The organism is Mesorhizobium neociceri, from assembly GCF_013520985.1.
GTDB lineage: Bacteria > Pseudomonadota > Alphaproteobacteria > Rhizobiales > Rhizobiaceae > Mesorhizobium > Mesorhizobium neociceri.
The window spans coordinates 138,102-153,717 of sequence record NZ_JACDTY010000008.1; the positions used below are offsets into that span (position 1 = coordinate 138,102).

The following is a 15,616-nucleotide window of genomic DNA, read 5'->3' on the forward strand; positions in this document are numbered from 1 at the left end:
AAGCACTATCCACTACGTTAAGGGCGCTATGAACGCAGATATCACGCCCATGATTGTCCCCGCGGAGTTTCCGGAGCTTCAGGCGATAGCCTGGAACCGCGACGTGGCACGTCCGATTCCAGCCGAAGAGGCATTTGCGCTGTACGAGCGCAATTGGCGGTTTGTCGATCAAAAGCGCCTTACCATGCGTGAAAAACTGCTTATCCAAAGTCTGGCAGACAAATTCGGTCATGGCGTGCTTTTGACCGCTGGCTGAACTCGGTTCTTCTCCTGATCTTTCCCTCGCAGCCAGAATATCAACAGGACATAGCGCGAGCGTTATGAAGGAATTCAAGAGGCCCGAGCACCAGATCATTGCCGAAGCGCTCGGATTGATGGATCGGCGTTTCCTGACCGTAAACCAATGTTGGTTCGGCGGGGGGACGGCTATTGTCATGAAATTCGGGGAATACCGCCGCTCACTGGATGTGGACTTCCTGTGTGCCGACAGCGATGGCTATCGCGAATTGCGGACCTCTGCAGCCGAGCGTGGTGTCAGGGCCTTCTTTCCCGAGCCGATTGAGGCCGTTCGAGACTTCCAGATCGATCAATATGGCTTGAGGACGATTGTGCGATTGAAAGGCCAAACGATCAAGTTCGAAGTCATCCGCGAAGGTCGCATCAAACTGCAAGGCCGGTTCGACGACGATCTGAATGTATCCGCCCTGGTTCCGACGGATATGTTTGCCGAGAAGTTGTTGGCCAATGCCGATCGGTGCCAGGATCGCGCGATCGCATATCGCGATGCCATCGATCTTGGAGTGCTGGTTAGTGTCTATAAGGAAATCCCGAGCGATGCTCTTCGCAAGGCACAGGCGGCCTATGGCCTGGATATAGAGCGCAAGGTGGCTTGGGTGGTAAACCGGCTGCGGGACAAGGACGAACTACGCCATGCGGCCGATATCTTACAAATGGATCCTGACGCGGCAGTCGAAGCGATTTCAGCTCTTCGAAACGAATGCATCCGCATCTGGCCAGACGCGGGTAGTGGGGGGGAGCCTTCCAACACTGGCCAATAGGAAAAACTCAATCCCCGGCGACGAAGAATGTCCACTGTCCGGCGGGCGTGATGCCGACACGGTAGAAGATGTAGGCGCCGAACTGCTTCATGTCGTCATAGTCGCCGGCGGTGACGATCTTGAACAGTTCGACCCGCTGTTTGGCATTGAGCTTGTCCAACGGCAGGGCAAAGAAATACGGCCAGACATAGAGCTCCTGCGGCGTGCCGACGTCGACATGGACATAGCCGGCATTGAGCACCTCTTCCATGATGGCGAGGATTTCCTGGCCTTCCTTGTCACCCGAAAGCCCCTTCAGGAAAGCGATCGGATCGCCCTCGATCTCGCCCAGCGACAATTGGGTCATGGTGTCGCCCTTGCCGATCAATGGCCGCAGCTTCTCGATATCGCCGCTGACGCAGGCTTCGACCATCAGGTCGTGCATGCGCCTGACCGGCTCCGGCAGCTTGGAAAGGTCGTAGACGACTTCAGGCACCGGCGCATCGGGATCGGCCCGCGGGTTGGCCACGCCACCATCGTCGGTCGGTCCTTCCGGCTCGCTTTGTTCGGGTTCTGCGGGCGATTTCGGCTGGCTGGCCGCCGGCGGCGTCGTGCCGGGCAGATCGGGCATCGGCACGGAATTTTCGGACGGAGCTGTCTCACCGTTGGCTGGCGGCGCAGCCGGCGCCGGTAGCTCCTCGCGCTTGATCTCGCTGAGTGCATGGGCGGGGCTGCTGGTCAGGACAATCGCCAGCGGAACTGCGGCGCAGGAAGCGGCAAGCCAGATGCTGAGGACCAGTCCACGAGGCTGGCCTGACATCGAAAAATTCACCGCTTGCCTCTCCTTGGGCCTGGGCTCCTTCAGGTGCCAGGCATGATGCCCAAACGGCGCGCCGTCGTCAAAGAACCGATCACGGCGCCGGAGCGCCGGTTTGCGCCCAGAGGGACGCAGGCAGATCTAATGGCGCAGCCGCTCCGGCTCGAAAGCGCCGGCGATCACCTTTTCACGCATGCGGTCGAGCAGGGCAAGGGCCGAGGTTTCGCCATTGGCGCGCAGCATCTCGCCGAACGCCGTTTCAAGTGCGGCCTCGGCAATGATTTCCGGCTCAATGCCGGCCGACAGACCTTCCGCCCAGGCCTCGCTATGGCTTTCCACCGCGGTCAGGCGCTTTTCTTCCCTGACCAGCGCGTCGATGTCGTTGACGCCATGTTCCATTGCGATGTCCACCCTTTTCAAGCGGCGATCCGACGTGTCGGATCCGGCTTGGGCTGTCCCTATCTCCACGCAGGCTAAGTAAGTATTTGTAAATACGACATTTTTTTGATCGTGTTTTACAAACTTCATCGCCAGCGTTCGGTCCGGTTCAAACTTAGCCGATTAGACCGGCGAGCGGGATGAAAACCTTCAGTTTGAGTTAATTCCACATCCGCGCGCTAACGTTTCGTTAATACTGTTGCCAAAGTGCAACACCAAGATTGCATCAAGGCGCCGCGGATACAAGGCTGGATGCTCGAAAAGGTGTTGGCTATGACGCTGTCCGGCGCCCGTCAGTTGCCGTAACGCGAGGCGATATCGCGCGACAGCGTCTCGCCTTCTTTCATGTAGCGGCTGATCGCTTCGGTCGCCGATGCCGTGCATTGCGTATAGGTGCCGCCGAAGGAGCGGTAGCCGCGGTTGAAGCTTGCGATGAAGCGGGCGCGCCGCTCCGGATCTGGATTTTCCGATTCGATCAGCTTTTCCATCTCGGTGCGCCACTGGTCGCCCTTTTCGCCGCACAGATTGCGCAGAAAATGCAACGACCCAAGAACCTCGGCCAGCCGCATCAGCCCGGGCTCGAACGGCGACTCGGCGGCCAGCGCCGGCTGCACGGCGATAGTCGTGCTGGCGGCGAGGCATGCGGCGAGGAAGAGCGCGGCGCGGTTCATAAGTCTATCTGGCGAAACAATTTGTCGCCTGCAAGGCGATTCTCTGGGTTCAGATACTGTCGTCGTGTGAGCCCAGAAGATCCTCAGTGACCTCAAACACGTCGCCCGCCAGCGGCATGTCGGTCATTTCGTCGAGCGTATAGAAGGCGGCGGTCTCGGCGTCGTCACTGGCTGTTGCCTCGCCGCCGGCATAGACAGCGCCGAAGACCGTCAAGAGATAGTCGACCGGGTGATTCTCGCCGCTGCCGTCGATGTGGATAACCCGAAGCGGGCGGTAGCACTGGGCAAGCAGCCCGGTCTCCTCCAGCAATTCGCGTGCCGCCGCTTGCTCAAGCGTTTCGCCGGGCTCGACCTTCCCACCGGGAAAGGCGTAGACCCCTTGCGAGGGCGGCCGCGCTCGCTTGACCAGCAGCACCGTCGTGCCGCGCACGACGGCGACGGAGACGGCGGGAAGTGTCTTGCGCTGCTCGTTCATCGATCTCGATTCGCCTCGCCGAGGCCAGACCCTTGTGGACCGGCCGGCGGCATTGAGCTTTAGCGGTTGCGCAACGCCGGTTCCATCGCCACTTTCGCGATCGGATCATTTCATCGAGCTTGCCTTATGTGCGGACGCTTTGCCCTGACGGCCACGCCGGACCAGACCGCTGCCTTGCTCGGCCTGGCGGAACTCGAGGATTTTCCGGCCCGCTACAACATCGCGCCGACGCAGCCGGTGCTGATGGCGCTGTCCGGACCGCCGCGCATGCCGGGCTCGAATCTTCCGGATCGCCAGGCGATGCTGGTGCGCTGGGGTCTGATCCCGGCCTGGGTCAAGGACACCAGGGAATTTCCGCTGCTGTTCAACGCGCGCTCGGAAGGGGCGGCGGAGAAGGCCTCGTTCAAGGCCGCCATGCGCCATCGCCGCGCACTGGTGCCGGCCTCCGGCTTCTATGAGTGGCAGCAATCGGGCAACGGCAAGAAGGGCCAACCCTACTGGATACGGCCGAGGCATGGCGGGCTCGTCGCGTTTGCCGGGCTGATCGAGACCTATGCCGAGCCGGGCGGCTCGGAGATGGATACCGGTGCCATCCTCACGGTCAACGCCAATGCCGGCATCGCCCATATCCATGACCGCATGCCGGTGGTGATCGCGCCTGAGGATTTTGCCCGCTGGCTGGACTGCCGGACACTCGAGCCGCGCGACGTGGCCGACCTGCTTCGACCAGCACAGCCCGATTTCTTCGAGGCTGTGCCGGTCTCCGACCTCGTCAACAAGGTCGCCAACACCGGGCCGGAGATACAGCACATGGGCATCGTCGGGCCTGAGCCCGAGAAGGTCAGGCGCCAGAAGCCCGGCGCGGACGACAGTCAGATGACGCTGTTCTAGAGCACGATCCCAAGAAGCCAGTCTTCGGGAAGAACCTGCTCAATCAGGAAGAGCTGTTGTTTTCAGGCGCTCTCAAGCGCCTCAGCCTTCCCATGCCGGCACGCGCCTTGTCGGCGGCCGGCGAGCCCTAAGCAATTCCAGGAAAAGTGTGAGCGGTTTTCCGTCCGGAATTGCGTAAAAACAAAGAGCTTAGGCAGCGCGGGGCGAGGTGATTTTCGGCGCCGGCTTCTTCTTCTTCGCGGTGTGCAGAAGGGCGGCGACGATCGCGGCCGGGCCGATCGCGCGGTAGTGGTTGGCGAGCGCCGGTTGCTTGGCGCGGCTCGATTCCTGCTTGGTTCGTGACATCAATCTCTTCCCTGGTAACATTTCCGTGTCTGCGTTTGCCGGCCGAATCTGACCGAATCGTGACCTATGGTGAACTAGCCGGCGAATGTTTCATGACTGTGCCGACATGTTTAATAAAATGTTTCAGTGGCTCATGACCTGTGATCCAGCGACGCTTTTGCCGGAAGTTGCGACTTGACGGCAACACCGGCCAAGGCGATAAAGCCGCCGATGAAAACGTTTTTCGCCATTTGTGGCATTTGCATTATTGGCTAGCCTCGCGCTGGTCCGGACGTTTTCGCCTCATCTTTCCCCAGATTGGACAAACGCCCCGGCCAGCAGGCTGGAGCCCGATTTGTGCCTTGGCACAAGGTGGTTCAGCCAAAGATTAACGGACCGGGAAGGCACGCATGTCTGACGCATCGAAGGGTCTCAGCCTCTACAACACGCTAACGCGCACGAAGGACGCCTTCGTCCCGATCGATCCGCGGAATGTGCGCATGTATGTCTGCGGCCCGACCGTCTACGACTTTGCCCATATCGGCAATGCGCGGCCGGCGATCGTCTTCGACGTGCTGTTCCGTTTGCTGCGTCACCTCTACGGCGAGGCGCACGTTATGTATGTGCGCAACATCACAGATGTCGACGACAAGATTAACGCCCGCGCGCTGCGCGATTTCGGCGCCGAGATTGCGTCGGGAAAACTGACGCTCAACGAGGCAATCCGCAGGGTCACTGAAAAGACCGCCGACCAATACCATAAGGATGTGGCCGCGCTCGGCTGCTTGCCGCCGACGGTCGAGCCGCGCGCCACCGAGTTCGTCGCGCGACGCGCCGACGGCAAGGCCGACATGATCACCCTGATCGAGCGCCTGATCGAACGCGGCCACGCTTATGTCGCGGCCGGCGAGGTATTGTTCGACACCGCCTCGATGCCGGACTATGGCGAATTGTCGAAGCGCAATCTCGACGAACAGCAGGCCGGCGCTCGCGTCGCCGTCGATGCGCACAAGAAGAACCCCGGCGACTTCGTGCTGTGGAAATTGTCGTCGCCGGAAGAGCCCGGCTGGGACAGCCCGTGGGGCAGGGGCAGACCCGGCTGGCACATCGAGTGCTCGGCCATGTCGGCCGCCTATCTCGGCGACGTCTTCGACATCCATGGCGGCGGCCTCGATTTGATCTTCCCGCACCACGAGAACGAGATCGCCCAGTCGCGCTGCGCCCATGGCACTGACGTCATGGCCAATGTCTGGATGCACAATGGCTTCCTGCAGGTCGAAGGCCAGAAAATGTCGAAGAGCCTCGGCAATTTCTACGCCATCGCCGAGCTACTGGAGACCGAGACCTTCGGCGGCCGCAAATGGCCGGGCGAGGTGCTGCGGCTGGCAATGCTGATGACGCATTACCGCGAGCCGATCGATTTCTCGGTGCGCAAGCTGGAGGAGGCCGAAAACACACTGCGCAAATGGAAGCGCGCAGCCGATCTCGCCCCGGCCGCAGGGCAGGTGCCGGCAGAGGTGGTGGCAGCGCTTTCGGACGATCTCGCCACCTACGCCGCCTTCCAGCAGCTGACGCAGCTTGCCGGCGAGGCGGCGGAAGGCAACGCCGCCGCCGCTGCGCTGAAAGCATCGCTGCTGTTCCTCGGCTTCGACGTTGCGTCCGCAGATGTGGATGAAGACGGCGTCGCCAAGGCGATCGCCAAGCGCCTCGCTCTCATCGCGGCGAAAAACTGGCCCGAAGCCGACCGCGTACGTGATGAACTTCTGGCGCAAGGCGTGCAGTTGAAGGACGGCAAGGATCCTGTCACGGGCGAGCGCGTGACGACCTGGGAGGTGAAGCGGTGAGGGTGATGCCAAGCACCCCCCTCTGTCCTGCCGGACATCTCCCCCTCGAGGGGGGAGATTGGACGTCACTTGGGCTTTCGCCAATCGCCTACGTCGAAAGTTGTGCACCGTCTGCGAAGCTGCTGATCTCCCCCCTTGAGGGGGAGGTGTCCGGCAGGACAGAGGGGGGCGCCTCGCGATGACACATTACCGCGTATCTCCCATCAATCGCGGCAACGCGCGCAAGATGCGCAAAGCCATGACAGACGCAGAACTGAAGCTCTGGAATGAGATACGCCCGCACCGGCTTATGGGACTGGCCTTCCGGCGCCAGATGCCGATCGCCGGTTACATCGTCGATTTCGCCTGCCCTACCAAAAAGCTGATCGTCGAGTTGGACGGCTCTCAGCACGCTCAGGCCGAAGCTTCGGCAGCGGACGCCGCAAGGGCGGCGAAGCTTGAAGCGCTGGACTGGACCATCCTGCGCTTCTGGAATGACGACGTCATCCGCGATATCGACAATGTCTGCCAACACATCGTGATCGAGGCTGGCTTGGCAGGCGCCGAAATGCCGGCACGCGAACCAGCAAGGGAGGCAGTTTCATGATCGACCATCTTGGCATCAACGTTGCCGATTTCGACGCTTCGAAGGCCTTTTACGACCAGGCGATGGCGCCGCTTGGCGCCTCGCTGATCTACATGGTGCCGCTGGAATATACCGGTGGCGCCAAGGTCGGCGGTTATGGCCGCGACCGGCCGGTGTTCTGGCTGCAGGCCGGCACGGACGAGCCCAGGACCCATCAGCACGTCGCCTTCACCGCGCGCAGCCGCGCCGAGGTCGAAGCCTTTCATGCCGCGGCGCTTGCCGCCGGCGGCAAGGACAATGGCGGGCCGGGCCTGCGGCCGCACTATCACCCGAACTATTACGGCGCCTTCGTCTTTGATCCCGACGGCAACAATGTCGAGGCCGTCTGCCATGCGCCGGAGTGAGACGTGATGAGCCTCGACAACCGACCGATCTACACCGGCGGCTGCCAGTGCGGCGCGGTGCGCTTTCGCGTCGAGGGCGCGCTGGGCGACGCCTCGATCTGCCATTGCCGCATGTGCCAGAAAGCGTTCGGGTCTTTCTACGCGCCGCTGGTTTCGGTGCGCGACGCCAGGCTCGACTGGACGCGAGGCGAACCGAAATATTTCGCCTCGTCCAGCCATGTTGATCGTGGTTTTTGCGCCAATTGCGGGACGCCGCTGACCTTTACCGCGCCTGACGGCGTTGGTCTCGCCATTGGTGCCTTCGACAATCCGGCTGAAATCGTGCCGCTGATCCAGTGGGGCACAGAGGCAAAACTGCCCTATGTCGATGCCATCCCGCAATTGCCGGGCGAGGACACGATGGCCGACGTGTCATCGGCTCCCTATCTCGTCGAACTCGTCTCCTACCAGCATCCCGACCACGACACCGAACAATGGCCACCGAAGGAAAGATCATGACCGATGAAGTTCGAACCGGCGGCTGCCAGTGCGGCGCCGTGCGCTTCCGCATCAAGGGCAAGCTCGGCCGCCCGTCCATCTGCCATTGCCGTATGTGCCAGAAACAGTTCGGCTCGTTCTTCGGTGCGCTGGTGACGGTGCCCAAGGACGGCGTCGAATGGGTGCGCGAGGAGCCAACCTATTTCCAGTCGTCGGTCAACATCGATCGCGGCTTTTGCGCGCGTTGCGGCACGCCGCTGACCTATCGCCAGCCGGGCGCGCTGGAGATCGCCATCGGCGCCTTCGACGACCGCTCGGATCTGGCGCCGCAGATTCAGGTCAACTATGCGGTCCGGCTGCCCTGGGTGGAAACGATCTTCGATCAGCCCGTGCATCAGGATCCGGATTTCTATACCCGGCAGGAACAGATCATCTCCTTCCAGCACCCCGACCACGAAACCACGGACTGGCCGGCGCACGGCCTGCAGATATGAGCATTGAAATGAGCAGTGAACTTCGCACTCTCTACCCCGAGATCGAGGCCTTCGAGTCCGGCACGCTCGATGTCGGCGACGGCCACCACATCTATTGGGAACGCTCCGGCACCAAAGGCGCCAAGCCGGCCGTGTTCCTGCATGGCGGTCCCGGCGGCGGCATCTCGCCAAAACATCGGCAGCTGTTCGACCCAAAACTTTACGACGTCATCCTGTTCGACCAGCGCGGTTGCGGAAAGTCGACGCCCAACGCTTCGCTCGACGCCAACACCACCTGGCACCTCGTCGCCGACATCGAGCGCCTGCGTGAGATGTGCGGCATCGACAAATGGCTGGTGTTCGGCGGTTCCTGGGGCTCGACGCTGGCGCTCGCCTATGCCGAGACACATCCCGAGCGCGTCAGCGAACTCGTCGTGCGCGGCATCTACACGCTGACCCGCGCCGAGCTCGAATGGTACTATCAGTTCGGCGTGTCCGAGATGTTCCCCGACAAATGGGAACGTTTCCAGGCGCCGATCCCGCAGGCCGAGCGCGGCGACATGATGGCCGCCTACCGCAAGCGGCTGGTCGGCTCAGACCGCAAGGCGCAGATGGAAGCCGCCCTTGCCTGGAGCCTGTGGGAAGGCGAGACGATCACCTTGCTGCCGGAGCCGGAGACCAGCGACAAGTTCGGCGAGGACGACTTCGCCATCGCTTTTGCCCGCATCGAGAATCACTATTTCGTCCATGCCGGGTGGCTGGAAGAAGGCCAGTTGCTGCGCGATGCGCATAAGCTGAGCGACATTCCCGGCACCATCGTCCATGGCCGCTACGACATGCCGTGTCCGGCACGTTACGCCTGGGCGCTCCACAAGGCTTGGCCGAACGCGGATTTCCACCTCATCGAAGGCGCCGGCCATGCCTATTCGGAACCGGGGATTCTCGATCGGCTGATCCGGGCAACGGACAAGTTCGCAGGAAAGAAATGACATCGGCCTTCGGGCCAGAGGAGGGTGCGCAGGCACCCGCGCAGCCATGACAAAGCAACGCCTCCATCTCTTCGACACCACATTGCGCGACGGCCAGCAGACGCCGGGCATCGACTTTTCCGTCGAGGACAAGATCGCGATTGCAAAACTGCTCGACGAGTTCGGCATGGACTATGTCGAGGGCGGTTATCCCGGCGCCAATCCGACCGACACCGCCTTCTTCCAGCAGAAGCGGACGGCGAAGGCAAAATTCGTCGCCTTCGGCATGACCAAGCGGGCAGGCGTGTCGGCGTCCAACGACCCGGGTCTGGCGGCGCTCGTGCAATCGAAGTCCGACGCCATCTGCTTCGTCGCCAAGAGCTGGGACTATCACGTTCGCGTCGCGCTTGGCTGCACCAATGAGGAGAACCTCGATTCCATCAAGGCTTCGGTCGAAGCAGCAATCGCTGCCGGCAAGGAGGCGATGGTTGACTGCGAGCATTTCTTCGACGGCTTCAAGGCCAATCCCGACTACGCGCTGGCTTGTGCGAAAACGGCCTATGATGCCGGCGCGCGCTGGGTGGTGCTGTGCGACACCAATGGCGGCACGCAGCCGTCGGAAGTCCGTGCCATCGTCGACAAGGCCATTGTTTCAGGCATCCCCGGCGACCATCTCGGCATCCATGCCCATGACGACACCGGCCAGGCGGTGGCGAATTCCCTTGCCGCCGTCGAGGCCGGCGTGCGCCAGATCCAGGGCACGCTGAACGGAATCGGCGAACGCTGCGGCAACGCCAATCTGGTCTCGATCGTGCCGACGCTGGCGCTGAAGCCGGCCTTCGCCGATCGGTTCGAAACGGGGATTTCGGCCGAGGCGCTGACCGGCATCTCGCGGCTTTCCCGCGCCTTCGATGAATTGCTCAACCGCGCCCCGGAAGCGCAGGCGCCCTATGTCGGCGCCTCGGCATTCGCCACCAAGGCCGGCATCCATGCCTCGGCGCTGGCTAAGGAGCCGGCGACCTATGAACATGTCGAGCCGCAAGCCGTCGGCAACCGCCGCCGCGTCATGGTATCCGACCAGGGCGGCAAGGCCAATTTCCTCGCCGAATTGAAGCGGCGCGGCATCGATGTGCCGAAGGACGATCATCGGCTCGACGCGCTGATATCGGTGGTCAAGGAACGCGAGGCGGAAGGTTATGCCTATGAAGGCGCCGACGCCTCTTTCGAGCTGCTGGCGCGCAAGATGCTGCACGGCCTGCCGGAGTTCTTCAACGTCACCTCGTTCCGTTGCATGGTCGAGCGCCGCTTCGATGCCAGCGGTCAGCTGAAGACGGTCTCCGAAGCGATCGTGAAAGTGCTGGTCGAGGGCGAGGAGAAGATGTCGGTGGCCGAAGGCCATGGCCCCGTCAACGCGCTCGACATCGCGCTGCGCAAGGACCTCGGCAAGTTCCAGGGCGAGATCGCCGACATGGAGCTGGCCGACTTCAAGGTGCGTATCCTCAATGGCGGCACAGAGGCGATCACGCGCGTCCTGATCGAATCGCATGACGGCACCGGCGCCCGCTGGTGGACGGTCGGCGTGTCGGAAAACATCATCGACGCCTCCTTCCAGGCGCTGATGGATTCGATCGTCTACAAGCTGATGAAAAACCGCGACATGGCGGGGCTGGAGGCAGCGGAGTAGGTAAATGGGCTTTTCTATCAGTTGGTTAGGCCTTCGCGGTCTCGGCATACAGGAGGTTGCGGCGCTGCTTCAGGTCGAGGTTGGCGATCAAATCGATGCCTTCGACGCTCCGATGAACGCTTATGCCAATGAGAACTGGGCGATCGTCATTTTGACGAGTGCCGCTTTCCGGGTCCTCCCGATCAGTTTCTCGCAGCGATTTCGAAAGGACGAGAATTAGTCGTCGTGCACATAGAAGAGCACGTCATGTTCTCGCACGCCGAACTATGGCGTGATCAAAAGAGTGTCTGGAAGGTCGGGCATAGCGGTGACCAGAATGTCGGAGACCTCTACGCCACAGGCGATCTTCCGGCCTCTTTTGAAACCCTGAGACAACAAGCCCTTTCAAAGCAGGACGAGAAAGATGACGTCGACTATGTTTTTGACATTCCTCTCGATCTGGCGGCGGAATTGACAAGCTTCAGGCATGATGAATGGGCGCCGGACCAGCCGTTCTTCGAGCTTGTCGAGAAAAGCGCCTAACGCTGCGCAGACGTCGTTCTTGAGGCGCAGCCTGCGACCCGCCCCTTGAACCATCAGCGAAAGTCCATTGATCCATCACAACTTTGCGATGGTCTTGGCCGAGTCCCTGGGCCATAGCGTTGCGCCATGGCCACCGACACAATTGCCGACGCCGACTCCAAAGCCCGCAGCGGCTTCCTGCTGGCGCTGGGCGCCTATCTGCTATGGGGGCTGTTGCCCTTCTACATGAAGGCGGTCGCGCATCTGCCGCTGATCGAGGTGATCGCCCACCGCATCGTCTGGTCGGTGCCGATTGCCGCTGCGGTGCTGGTCTGGGCCGGCCGCACGGCCGATTTCAAGGCAGCGATCCGCTCGCCGCGCAGCATCGCTATGGCGGCGCTGACGGCGACGCTGATTTCGGTCAACTGGGCCATCTATGTCTGGGCGATCTCGGTCGACCGCACCGTCGAGACCGCACTGGGCTACTACATCAACCCGCTTGTCGTCATCGTTGTCGGCGCACTGGTGCTCGGCGAGAAACTCGACCGGCTGCAGATCGCGGCCGTGGCGCTCGCAGGGGTCGCGGTCGCTGTGCTGACCATCGATGCCGGCAAACTGCCCTGGGTGTCGCTGGCGCTGGCGTTTTCCTTCGCCGCCTACGGTTTTTTCCGCAAGACGCTGCCGATCGGTCCAAGCCAGGGCTTTCTGCTCGAAGTGCTTTTGCTGTCGGTGCCGGCGCTTGGCTACATCGTCTTCCTGATCGCCACCGGCCAGGACCATTTCATCTCCAGCAACGGCACCGACACGGCATTGCTGATCGGCTGCGGACCGATCACGTCGGTGCCGCTGCTTTTGTTCGCCTTCGGCGCCAGGCTTCTGCGCCTCTCCACCATCGGCATCATGCAATACATCGCGCCGACCATGGTGTTCCTGATCGCCGTGCTGGTCTTCGACGAGCCGTTCGGCACCACGCAGGCGATTGCCTTCGCGCTGATCTGGGCGGCGTTGGCGATGTATTCCTGGTCGATGTTTCGTGGCCGTGAAACCCGCCCGGTGCCATTGACCGCAAAATAGGGTCTCCTTCCATGTACGTGCTGCATATCGCCAACAAGAACTATTCGTCATGGTCGCTGCGGCCATGGGTGCTGATGCGAACCCTCGACATTCCGTTCGAGGAGCGGCTGACGCCGTTCCCGACCGGGTCTAGCTTTGATCTCTACCGGTCGTTTTCACCCAGTGGCCGCGTGCCTTGCCTGGTCGATGACGGCTGGCCGGTCTGGGATTCGCTGGCTATTGCTGAGTATCTCGCCGAGCGCCATCACGGTGTGTGGCCGGTCGAGGCCAAGGCACGGTCCTGGGCGCGTTCGGCCGCCGCCGAAATGCATTCGGGCTTCACCGCCTTGCGCGGCGCCTGTCCGATGAATTGCGGCTTGCGTGTAAAGCCGTTTCCTATGTCTGATGCACTGAAGCAGGATCTCTTCCGGTTGGGCGATCTCTGGAATGATGGTCTTGCCCGGTTCGGCGGGCCGTTCCTTGCCGGCGGACATTTCACTGCCGTCGATGCCTTCTTTGCCCCGGTGGCATTTCGCGTCCAGTCCTATGGGCTCGCTTTCGAAGGGGCAGCTGCCGCCTATTCCGCGCAATTGCTCGGGTTGCCGGCGATGCAGGAATGGTATGCGGCGGGTCTCGCAGAGACCTGGCGTGAACCGGACCATGAAGCGGAGGTCGCTGCCGCCGGCACCGTCATAGAGGATCTTCGCGCCACGGAGTGAAGTCAGCCTGACGGATACTACATCCGCCCGAGCCGCCTGACGAACAGATATGTCGCCGCCGCGATAACGGTTGCAATGGCTGTCACCACCCAGAAACCCATCGGCGTGTTGACCATGGGCAGGCCGCCGACATTCATGCCGAACAGGCCCGAAATGATGGTCATCGGTAACAGCACCGCGGTCATCACCGACAGCACATAGAGCAGCTGGTTCGACTGCATCGTCAGCTTGGCCATCAATTCGTCCTGCAGCAGCCTTGTGCGCGCCTGCAACTGCTCGCCGTCGTGATAGAGCGTGTGTGCCCGGTGCGACAGTCTTGTCGCCATGTCGTTGATGGGGTCAGGCAGCTCGTTGCGATGCGAATGGTCGAGGTGCCGGAACAGGTTGGTCAGCGTCGCCATCTGCCGATGGATGACCACCAGCTGACGGCGCGCCTCGACCAGCGACTGCCGCTCGCTGTGCCAGGCATCGCGCACGATGCGGTCCTCGATGCCGTCCAGCGTATCGCCAAGGCCGTGGAGCTCGGCCGCCATGCCGTCGAGAGACTGGCCCATGACCGCCTCGATCAGGTCGGCCGGAGAGCGGAATTTGCGCGATCCGCTCTCCACCGCCTTGCGGATGAGATCGACCGATTCCAGTGGCTGCTTGCGGGCGCCGATCAGCATTTTTTCATTGAGGGCGAAGCGGAAATGGCCGAGCCCGCGCGCCTCCGCCGAATAATCGTGGCGCAGGTCTGGCAGATCGCCATAGAGCCAGTCATCCTCGAGATCGATGTGGCAGCCCTGGCTGGCGCCGAGGAAGGCTTCGCGCACTGGCGCCGGCAGCGCCGCCTCGGCGGCGATCTCGCGGCGGGCGCGCAGGTCGGACAGCTGGTAGCTGCGCCATGTCCACGCAGCCTCGGCCGCGTCCTTGGTGCGCAGGCCGTCGGCGGTGAAATGATAGATGAAGAACAGCCCGTGCTCGTCGGGCAGGTAAGGCGACAGGGGAGTGCCTTCCGCGTTGAGAGCGATGTTCACGGCTCGCCTCGCCAGATACAGTTTCGACCACGCCGCGCGCGGATGCCGGCACGCCATTCCTAGCATGGGCGAACCGGGTTCCGTGTGACAGTTTCTTGACAGGCGATCACAGTCTGTCGATCAGCGATACCCGGCGCTACAGATCCTTGCGGAACAGATGCAGGCGATGCAGTAGCCTGGCATTGGACTTCTGCTTCTGGGCGAGGCTGGCCTTGTTGCTGTCGCCTATCCAGGTGTTGCCCAGCGTCTCATAGCCGGCGGCCTTGAGCGCTAGCACGATGCGGCGCAGCACCACCGGGTTCACGCCCTGGCCCTGCAGATCTGGCCTGACGCCGGAAAAGATCAGCACGGCGCGTTTGCAGGTGAATTTGTGCATCAGGAAATGCCACGGCGTCGTCAGCCCTATCCTCGACTTCGTCTTGCGCAGGAACGGGTTCAAGTCGGGGATGCAGATGATGCAGGCGGCCGGCTCGCCGCGATAGTTGAGGACGGCTGAGATGCGCGGATCCATCACCCATTTCATGTCGCGCGCCTGGAAATGGAACTCTTCGTGGCTGACCGGCACGAACATCGGGTTTTGGGCGAAGGAGGCGTTGAGGATCAGCCGTGCATCATCCATGCGCTGCGGCACCAGGGCGCGCGTCAGCGGCGCAAAGGCAAAGTCGGGATTGTCGAGGATGGCCTGCTGCTTCGGGCCGATCTCGGGCGCTGCCGCCGTTTTGAGGTCGAGCTCGAATGTCGTCATCGGAAATTCCGGCCGGTAGCCGTTTTCCTCCAGCAGCCGCGCAATGTGCGGCGGGCTGTAGATCAGGTCGGTGTAGGGCGCCTTGTCGAAGGCGCTGGTCTGGACGCCGATCTGCTGCATGGCCGTCAGGTTGAAATTACCCATGATCTCGGTGTGGCCACGCCGCCGGCCCCAATCCTCGGCTGCCTTGAGCAGAAGCCCGGCGGCCTCTGCGTCGTCGGCGCAGTCGAAATAGCCGAAATAGCCGCGGTTCCAGCCATACTGGGTGTTGGAGGCGCCGTGCACATGCGCGGTGATCCGCCCGATCGGGCGTCCGTCGCGAAGGGCAGTGAAGTAGGTGACTTCGTCGTCCGAACTGAACAGCGGATTTTCGGTCGCTGACACGAAACGCTTCAGGTCGCCCTTCATCGGCGAGACATAGAGCGAGTTCTCGCCATAGGCCTCGAACGGTGCTGCGAAGAAGGATTCGAAGTCGCGTTCCCGCAATGTCACCGGCATGGCATTTGTCTCCCTG

The 15,616-nt window shown here is 62.1% G+C and carries 21 protein-coding genes; 14 read left to right on the plus strand and 7 right to left on the minus strand.

Annotated features, from left to right (window positions below; all coding sequences use genetic code 11):
- Positions 1–28 precede the first annotated feature (28 nt).
- On the plus strand, positions 29–256 hold the full coding sequence (locus H0241_RS17925; protein ID WP_181058983.1) for a hypothetical protein: 228 nt from the start codon (positions 29–31) through the stop codon (positions 254–256).
- Between the two features lie 64 nt (positions 257–320).
- Positions 321–1,058 carry a nucleotidyl transferase AbiEii/AbiGii toxin family protein gene (locus tag H0241_RS17930; RefSeq protein WP_181058984.1) on the plus strand — a complete coding sequence of 246 codons (738 nt, stop codon included), beginning with the start codon at positions 321–323 and terminating at the stop codon, positions 1,056–1,058.
- 7 nt (positions 1,059–1,065) lie between these two features.
- Here the strand turns inward: H0241_RS17930 and H0241_RS17935 are convergent, their stop codons facing one another.
- The 4 genes from H0241_RS17935 to H0241_RS17950 all read right to left on the minus strand — a co-directional run bounded on the left by H0241_RS17935 (position 1,066) and on the right by H0241_RS17950 (position 3,438).
- Positions 1,066–1,869: a hypothetical protein gene (locus H0241_RS17935; protein WP_181058985.1), complete on the minus strand. Its 804-nt coding sequence runs from the start codon at positions 1,867–1,869 to the stop codon at positions 1,066–1,068.
- A gap of 126 nt (positions 1,870–1,995) precedes the next feature.
- A complete protein-coding gene (locus H0241_RS17940) occupies positions 1,996–2,253 on the minus strand; it encodes a hypothetical protein (protein ID WP_008874920.1) in 258 nt (85 codons plus the stop codon).
- Between the two features lie 332 nt (positions 2,254–2,585).
- Positions 2,586–2,963, minus strand: coding sequence for a TIGR02301 family protein (locus tag H0241_RS17945; protein WP_181058986.1), 378 nt, complete (start codon positions 2,961–2,963; stop codon positions 2,586–2,588).
- A gap of 49 nt (positions 2,964–3,012) precedes the next feature.
- A complete protein-coding gene (locus H0241_RS17950) occupies positions 3,013–3,438 on the minus strand; it encodes an NUDIX hydrolase (protein WP_181058987.1) in 426 nt (141 codons plus the stop codon).
- Between the two features lie 126 nt (positions 3,439–3,564).
- Here H0241_RS17950 and H0241_RS17955 point away from each other — a divergent pair, with 126 nt between their 5' ends.
- Positions 3,565–4,329: an SOS response-associated peptidase gene (locus H0241_RS17955; protein ID WP_181058988.1), complete on the plus strand. Its 765-nt coding sequence runs from the start codon at positions 3,565–3,567 to the stop codon at positions 4,327–4,329.
- A 189-nt stretch (positions 4,330–4,518) separates the two neighbouring features.
- On the opposite strand, the gene H0241_RS17960 is transcribed toward H0241_RS17955, so the two are convergent.
- Positions 4,519–4,674, minus strand: a complete 156-nt coding sequence (locus H0241_RS17960) for a hypothetical protein (RefSeq protein WP_112560752.1) — start codon at positions 4,672–4,674, stop codon at positions 4,519–4,521.
- Positions 4,675–5,063: 389 nt separating this feature from the next.
- Between H0241_RS17960 and cysS the strand changes: the two genes are divergently transcribed.
- The 11 genes from cysS to H0241_RS18015 all read left to right on the plus strand — a co-directional run bounded on the left by cysS (position 5,064) and on the right by H0241_RS18015 (position 13,341).
- Positions 5,064–6,497 carry a cysteine--tRNA ligase gene (cysS, locus tag H0241_RS17965; protein WP_181058989.1) on the plus strand — a complete coding sequence of 478 codons (1,434 nt, stop codon included), beginning with the start codon at positions 5,064–5,066 and terminating at the stop codon, positions 6,495–6,497.
- 226 nt (positions 6,498–6,723) lie between these two features.
- Complete coding sequence (locus tag H0241_RS17970; protein ID WP_235984334.1) at positions 6,724–7,083, plus strand: endonuclease domain-containing protein; 360 nt, start codon at positions 6,724–6,726, stop codon at positions 7,081–7,083.
- A complete protein-coding gene (locus H0241_RS17975; protein ID WP_181058991.1) occupies positions 7,080–7,466 on the plus strand; it encodes a VOC family protein in 387 nt (128 codons plus the stop codon). The genes H0241_RS17970 and H0241_RS17975 overlap by 4 nt, the downstream gene beginning before the upstream one ends.
- Positions 7,467–7,472: 6 nt before the next feature.
- A complete protein-coding gene (locus tag H0241_RS17980; RefSeq protein WP_181058992.1) occupies positions 7,473–7,964 on the plus strand; it encodes a GFA family protein in 492 nt (163 codons plus the stop codon).
- Entirely contained in the window at positions 7,961–8,437 is a 477-nt protein-coding gene (locus H0241_RS17985; RefSeq protein WP_181058993.1) for a GFA family protein, read from the plus strand. Before H0241_RS17980 ends, H0241_RS17985 begins: the two co-directional genes overlap by 4 nt.
- Positions 8,438–8,445: 8 nt before the next feature.
- The gene (gene pip, locus H0241_RS17990) at positions 8,446–9,405 is read left to right on the plus strand and encodes a prolyl aminopeptidase (protein ID WP_181058994.1); all 960 of its coding nucleotides are present in this window, start codon (positions 8,446–8,448) and stop codon (positions 9,403–9,405) included.
- 46 nt (positions 9,406–9,451) lie between these two features.
- Complete coding sequence (gene cimA / locus H0241_RS17995) at positions 9,452–11,068, plus strand: citramalate synthase (protein WP_181058995.1); 1,617 nt, start codon at positions 9,452–9,454, stop codon at positions 11,066–11,068.
- Positions 11,069–11,072: 4 nt separating this feature from the next.
- The gene (locus tag H0241_RS18000) at positions 11,073–11,288 is read left to right on the plus strand and encodes a hypothetical protein (protein ID WP_181058996.1); all 216 of its coding nucleotides are present in this window, start codon (positions 11,073–11,075) and stop codon (positions 11,286–11,288) included.
- 26 nt (positions 11,289–11,314) lie between these two features.
- Positions 11,315–11,590 (plus strand): hypothetical protein, encoded by a 276-nt coding sequence (locus H0241_RS18005; protein WP_181058997.1) that lies wholly within the window; start codon positions 11,315–11,317, stop codon positions 11,588–11,590.
- Between the two features lie 126 nt (positions 11,591–11,716).
- Positions 11,717–12,643 carry an EamA family transporter RarD gene (rarD, locus tag H0241_RS18010; protein ID WP_181058998.1) on the plus strand — a complete coding sequence of 309 codons (927 nt, stop codon included), beginning with the start codon at positions 11,717–11,719 and terminating at the stop codon, positions 12,641–12,643.
- A gap of 11 nt (positions 12,644–12,654) precedes the next feature.
- Entirely contained in the window at positions 12,655–13,341 is a 687-nt protein-coding gene (locus H0241_RS18015) for a glutathione S-transferase family protein (protein ID WP_181058999.1), read from the plus strand.
- Between the two features lie 17 nt (positions 13,342–13,358).
- Here the strand turns inward: H0241_RS18015 and H0241_RS18020 are convergent, their stop codons facing one another.
- Complete coding sequence (locus H0241_RS18020) at positions 13,359–14,357, minus strand: CorA family divalent cation transporter (protein WP_181059000.1); 999 nt, start codon at positions 14,355–14,357, stop codon at positions 13,359–13,361.
- A 136-nt stretch (positions 14,358–14,493) separates the two neighbouring features.
- Positions 14,494–15,600, minus strand: coding sequence for a GNAT family N-acetyltransferase (locus H0241_RS18025; RefSeq protein WP_181059001.1), 1,107 nt, complete (start codon positions 15,598–15,600; stop codon positions 14,494–14,496).
- Positions 15,601–15,616: the final 16 nt, after the last annotated feature.

Bases quoted from the DNA above. Each gene is read 5' to 3' on its own strand.
- pip (WP_181058994.1), top strand. From the start codon at position 8,446: ATGAGCAGTGAACTTCGCACTCTCTACCCCGAGATCGAGGCCTTCGAG.
- H0241_RS17980 (WP_181058992.1), top strand. From the start codon at position 7,473: ATGAGCCTCGACAACCGACCGATCTACACCGGCGGCTGCCAGTGCGGC.
- H0241_RS17925 (WP_181058983.1), top strand. From the start codon at position 29: ATGAACGCAGATATCACGCCCATGATTGTCCCCGCGGAGTTTCCGGAG.
- H0241_RS17955 (WP_181058988.1), top strand. From the start codon at position 3,565: ATGTGCGGACGCTTTGCCCTGACGGCCACGCCGGACCAGACCGCTGCC.
- H0241_RS18015 (WP_181058999.1), top strand. From the start codon at position 12,655: ATGTACGTGCTGCATATCGCCAACAAGAACTATTCGTCATGGTCGCTG.
- cimA (WP_181058995.1), top strand. From the start codon at position 9,452: ATGACAAAGCAACGCCTCCATCTCTTCGACACCACATTGCGCGACGGC.
- H0241_RS17950 (WP_181058987.1), bottom strand. From the start codon at position 3,438: ATGAACGAGCAGCGCAAGACACTTCCCGCCGTCTCCGTCGCCGTCGTG.
- H0241_RS17970 (WP_235984334.1), top strand. From the start codon at position 6,724: ATGCGCAAAGCCATGACAGACGCAGAACTGAAGCTCTGGAATGAGATA.
- H0241_RS18005 (WP_181058997.1), top strand. From the start codon at position 11,315: ATGTTCTCGCACGCCGAACTATGGCGTGATCAAAAGAGTGTCTGGAAG.
- H0241_RS17960 (WP_112560752.1), bottom strand. From the start codon at position 4,674: ATGTCACGAACCAAGCAGGAATCGAGCCGCGCCAAGCAACCGGCGCTC.
- H0241_RS17930 (WP_181058984.1), top strand. From the start codon at position 321: ATGAAGGAATTCAAGAGGCCCGAGCACCAGATCATTGCCGAAGCGCTC.
- H0241_RS17945 (WP_181058986.1), bottom strand. From the start codon at position 2,963: ATGAACCGCGCCGCGCTCTTCCTCGCCGCATGCCTCGCCGCCAGCACG.
- H0241_RS17985 (WP_181058993.1), top strand. From the start codon at position 7,961: ATGACCGATGAAGTTCGAACCGGCGGCTGCCAGTGCGGCGCCGTGCGC.
- H0241_RS18000 (WP_181058996.1), top strand. From the start codon at position 11,073: ATGGGCTTTTCTATCAGTTGGTTAGGCCTTCGCGGTCTCGGCATACAG.
- H0241_RS17975 (WP_181058991.1), top strand. From the start codon at position 7,080: ATGATCGACCATCTTGGCATCAACGTTGCCGATTTCGACGCTTCGAAG.
- rarD (WP_181058998.1), top strand. From the start codon at position 11,717: ATGGCCACCGACACAATTGCCGACGCCGACTCCAAAGCCCGCAGCGGC.
- H0241_RS18025 (WP_181059001.1), bottom strand. From the start codon at position 15,600: ATGCCGGTGACATTGCGGGAACGCGACTTCGAATCCTTCTTCGCAGCA.
- H0241_RS17940 (WP_008874920.1), bottom strand. From the start codon at position 2,253: ATGGAACATGGCGTCAACGACATCGACGCGCTGGTCAGGGAAGAAAAG.
- cysS (WP_181058989.1), top strand. From the start codon at position 5,064: ATGTCTGACGCATCGAAGGGTCTCAGCCTCTACAACACGCTAACGCGC.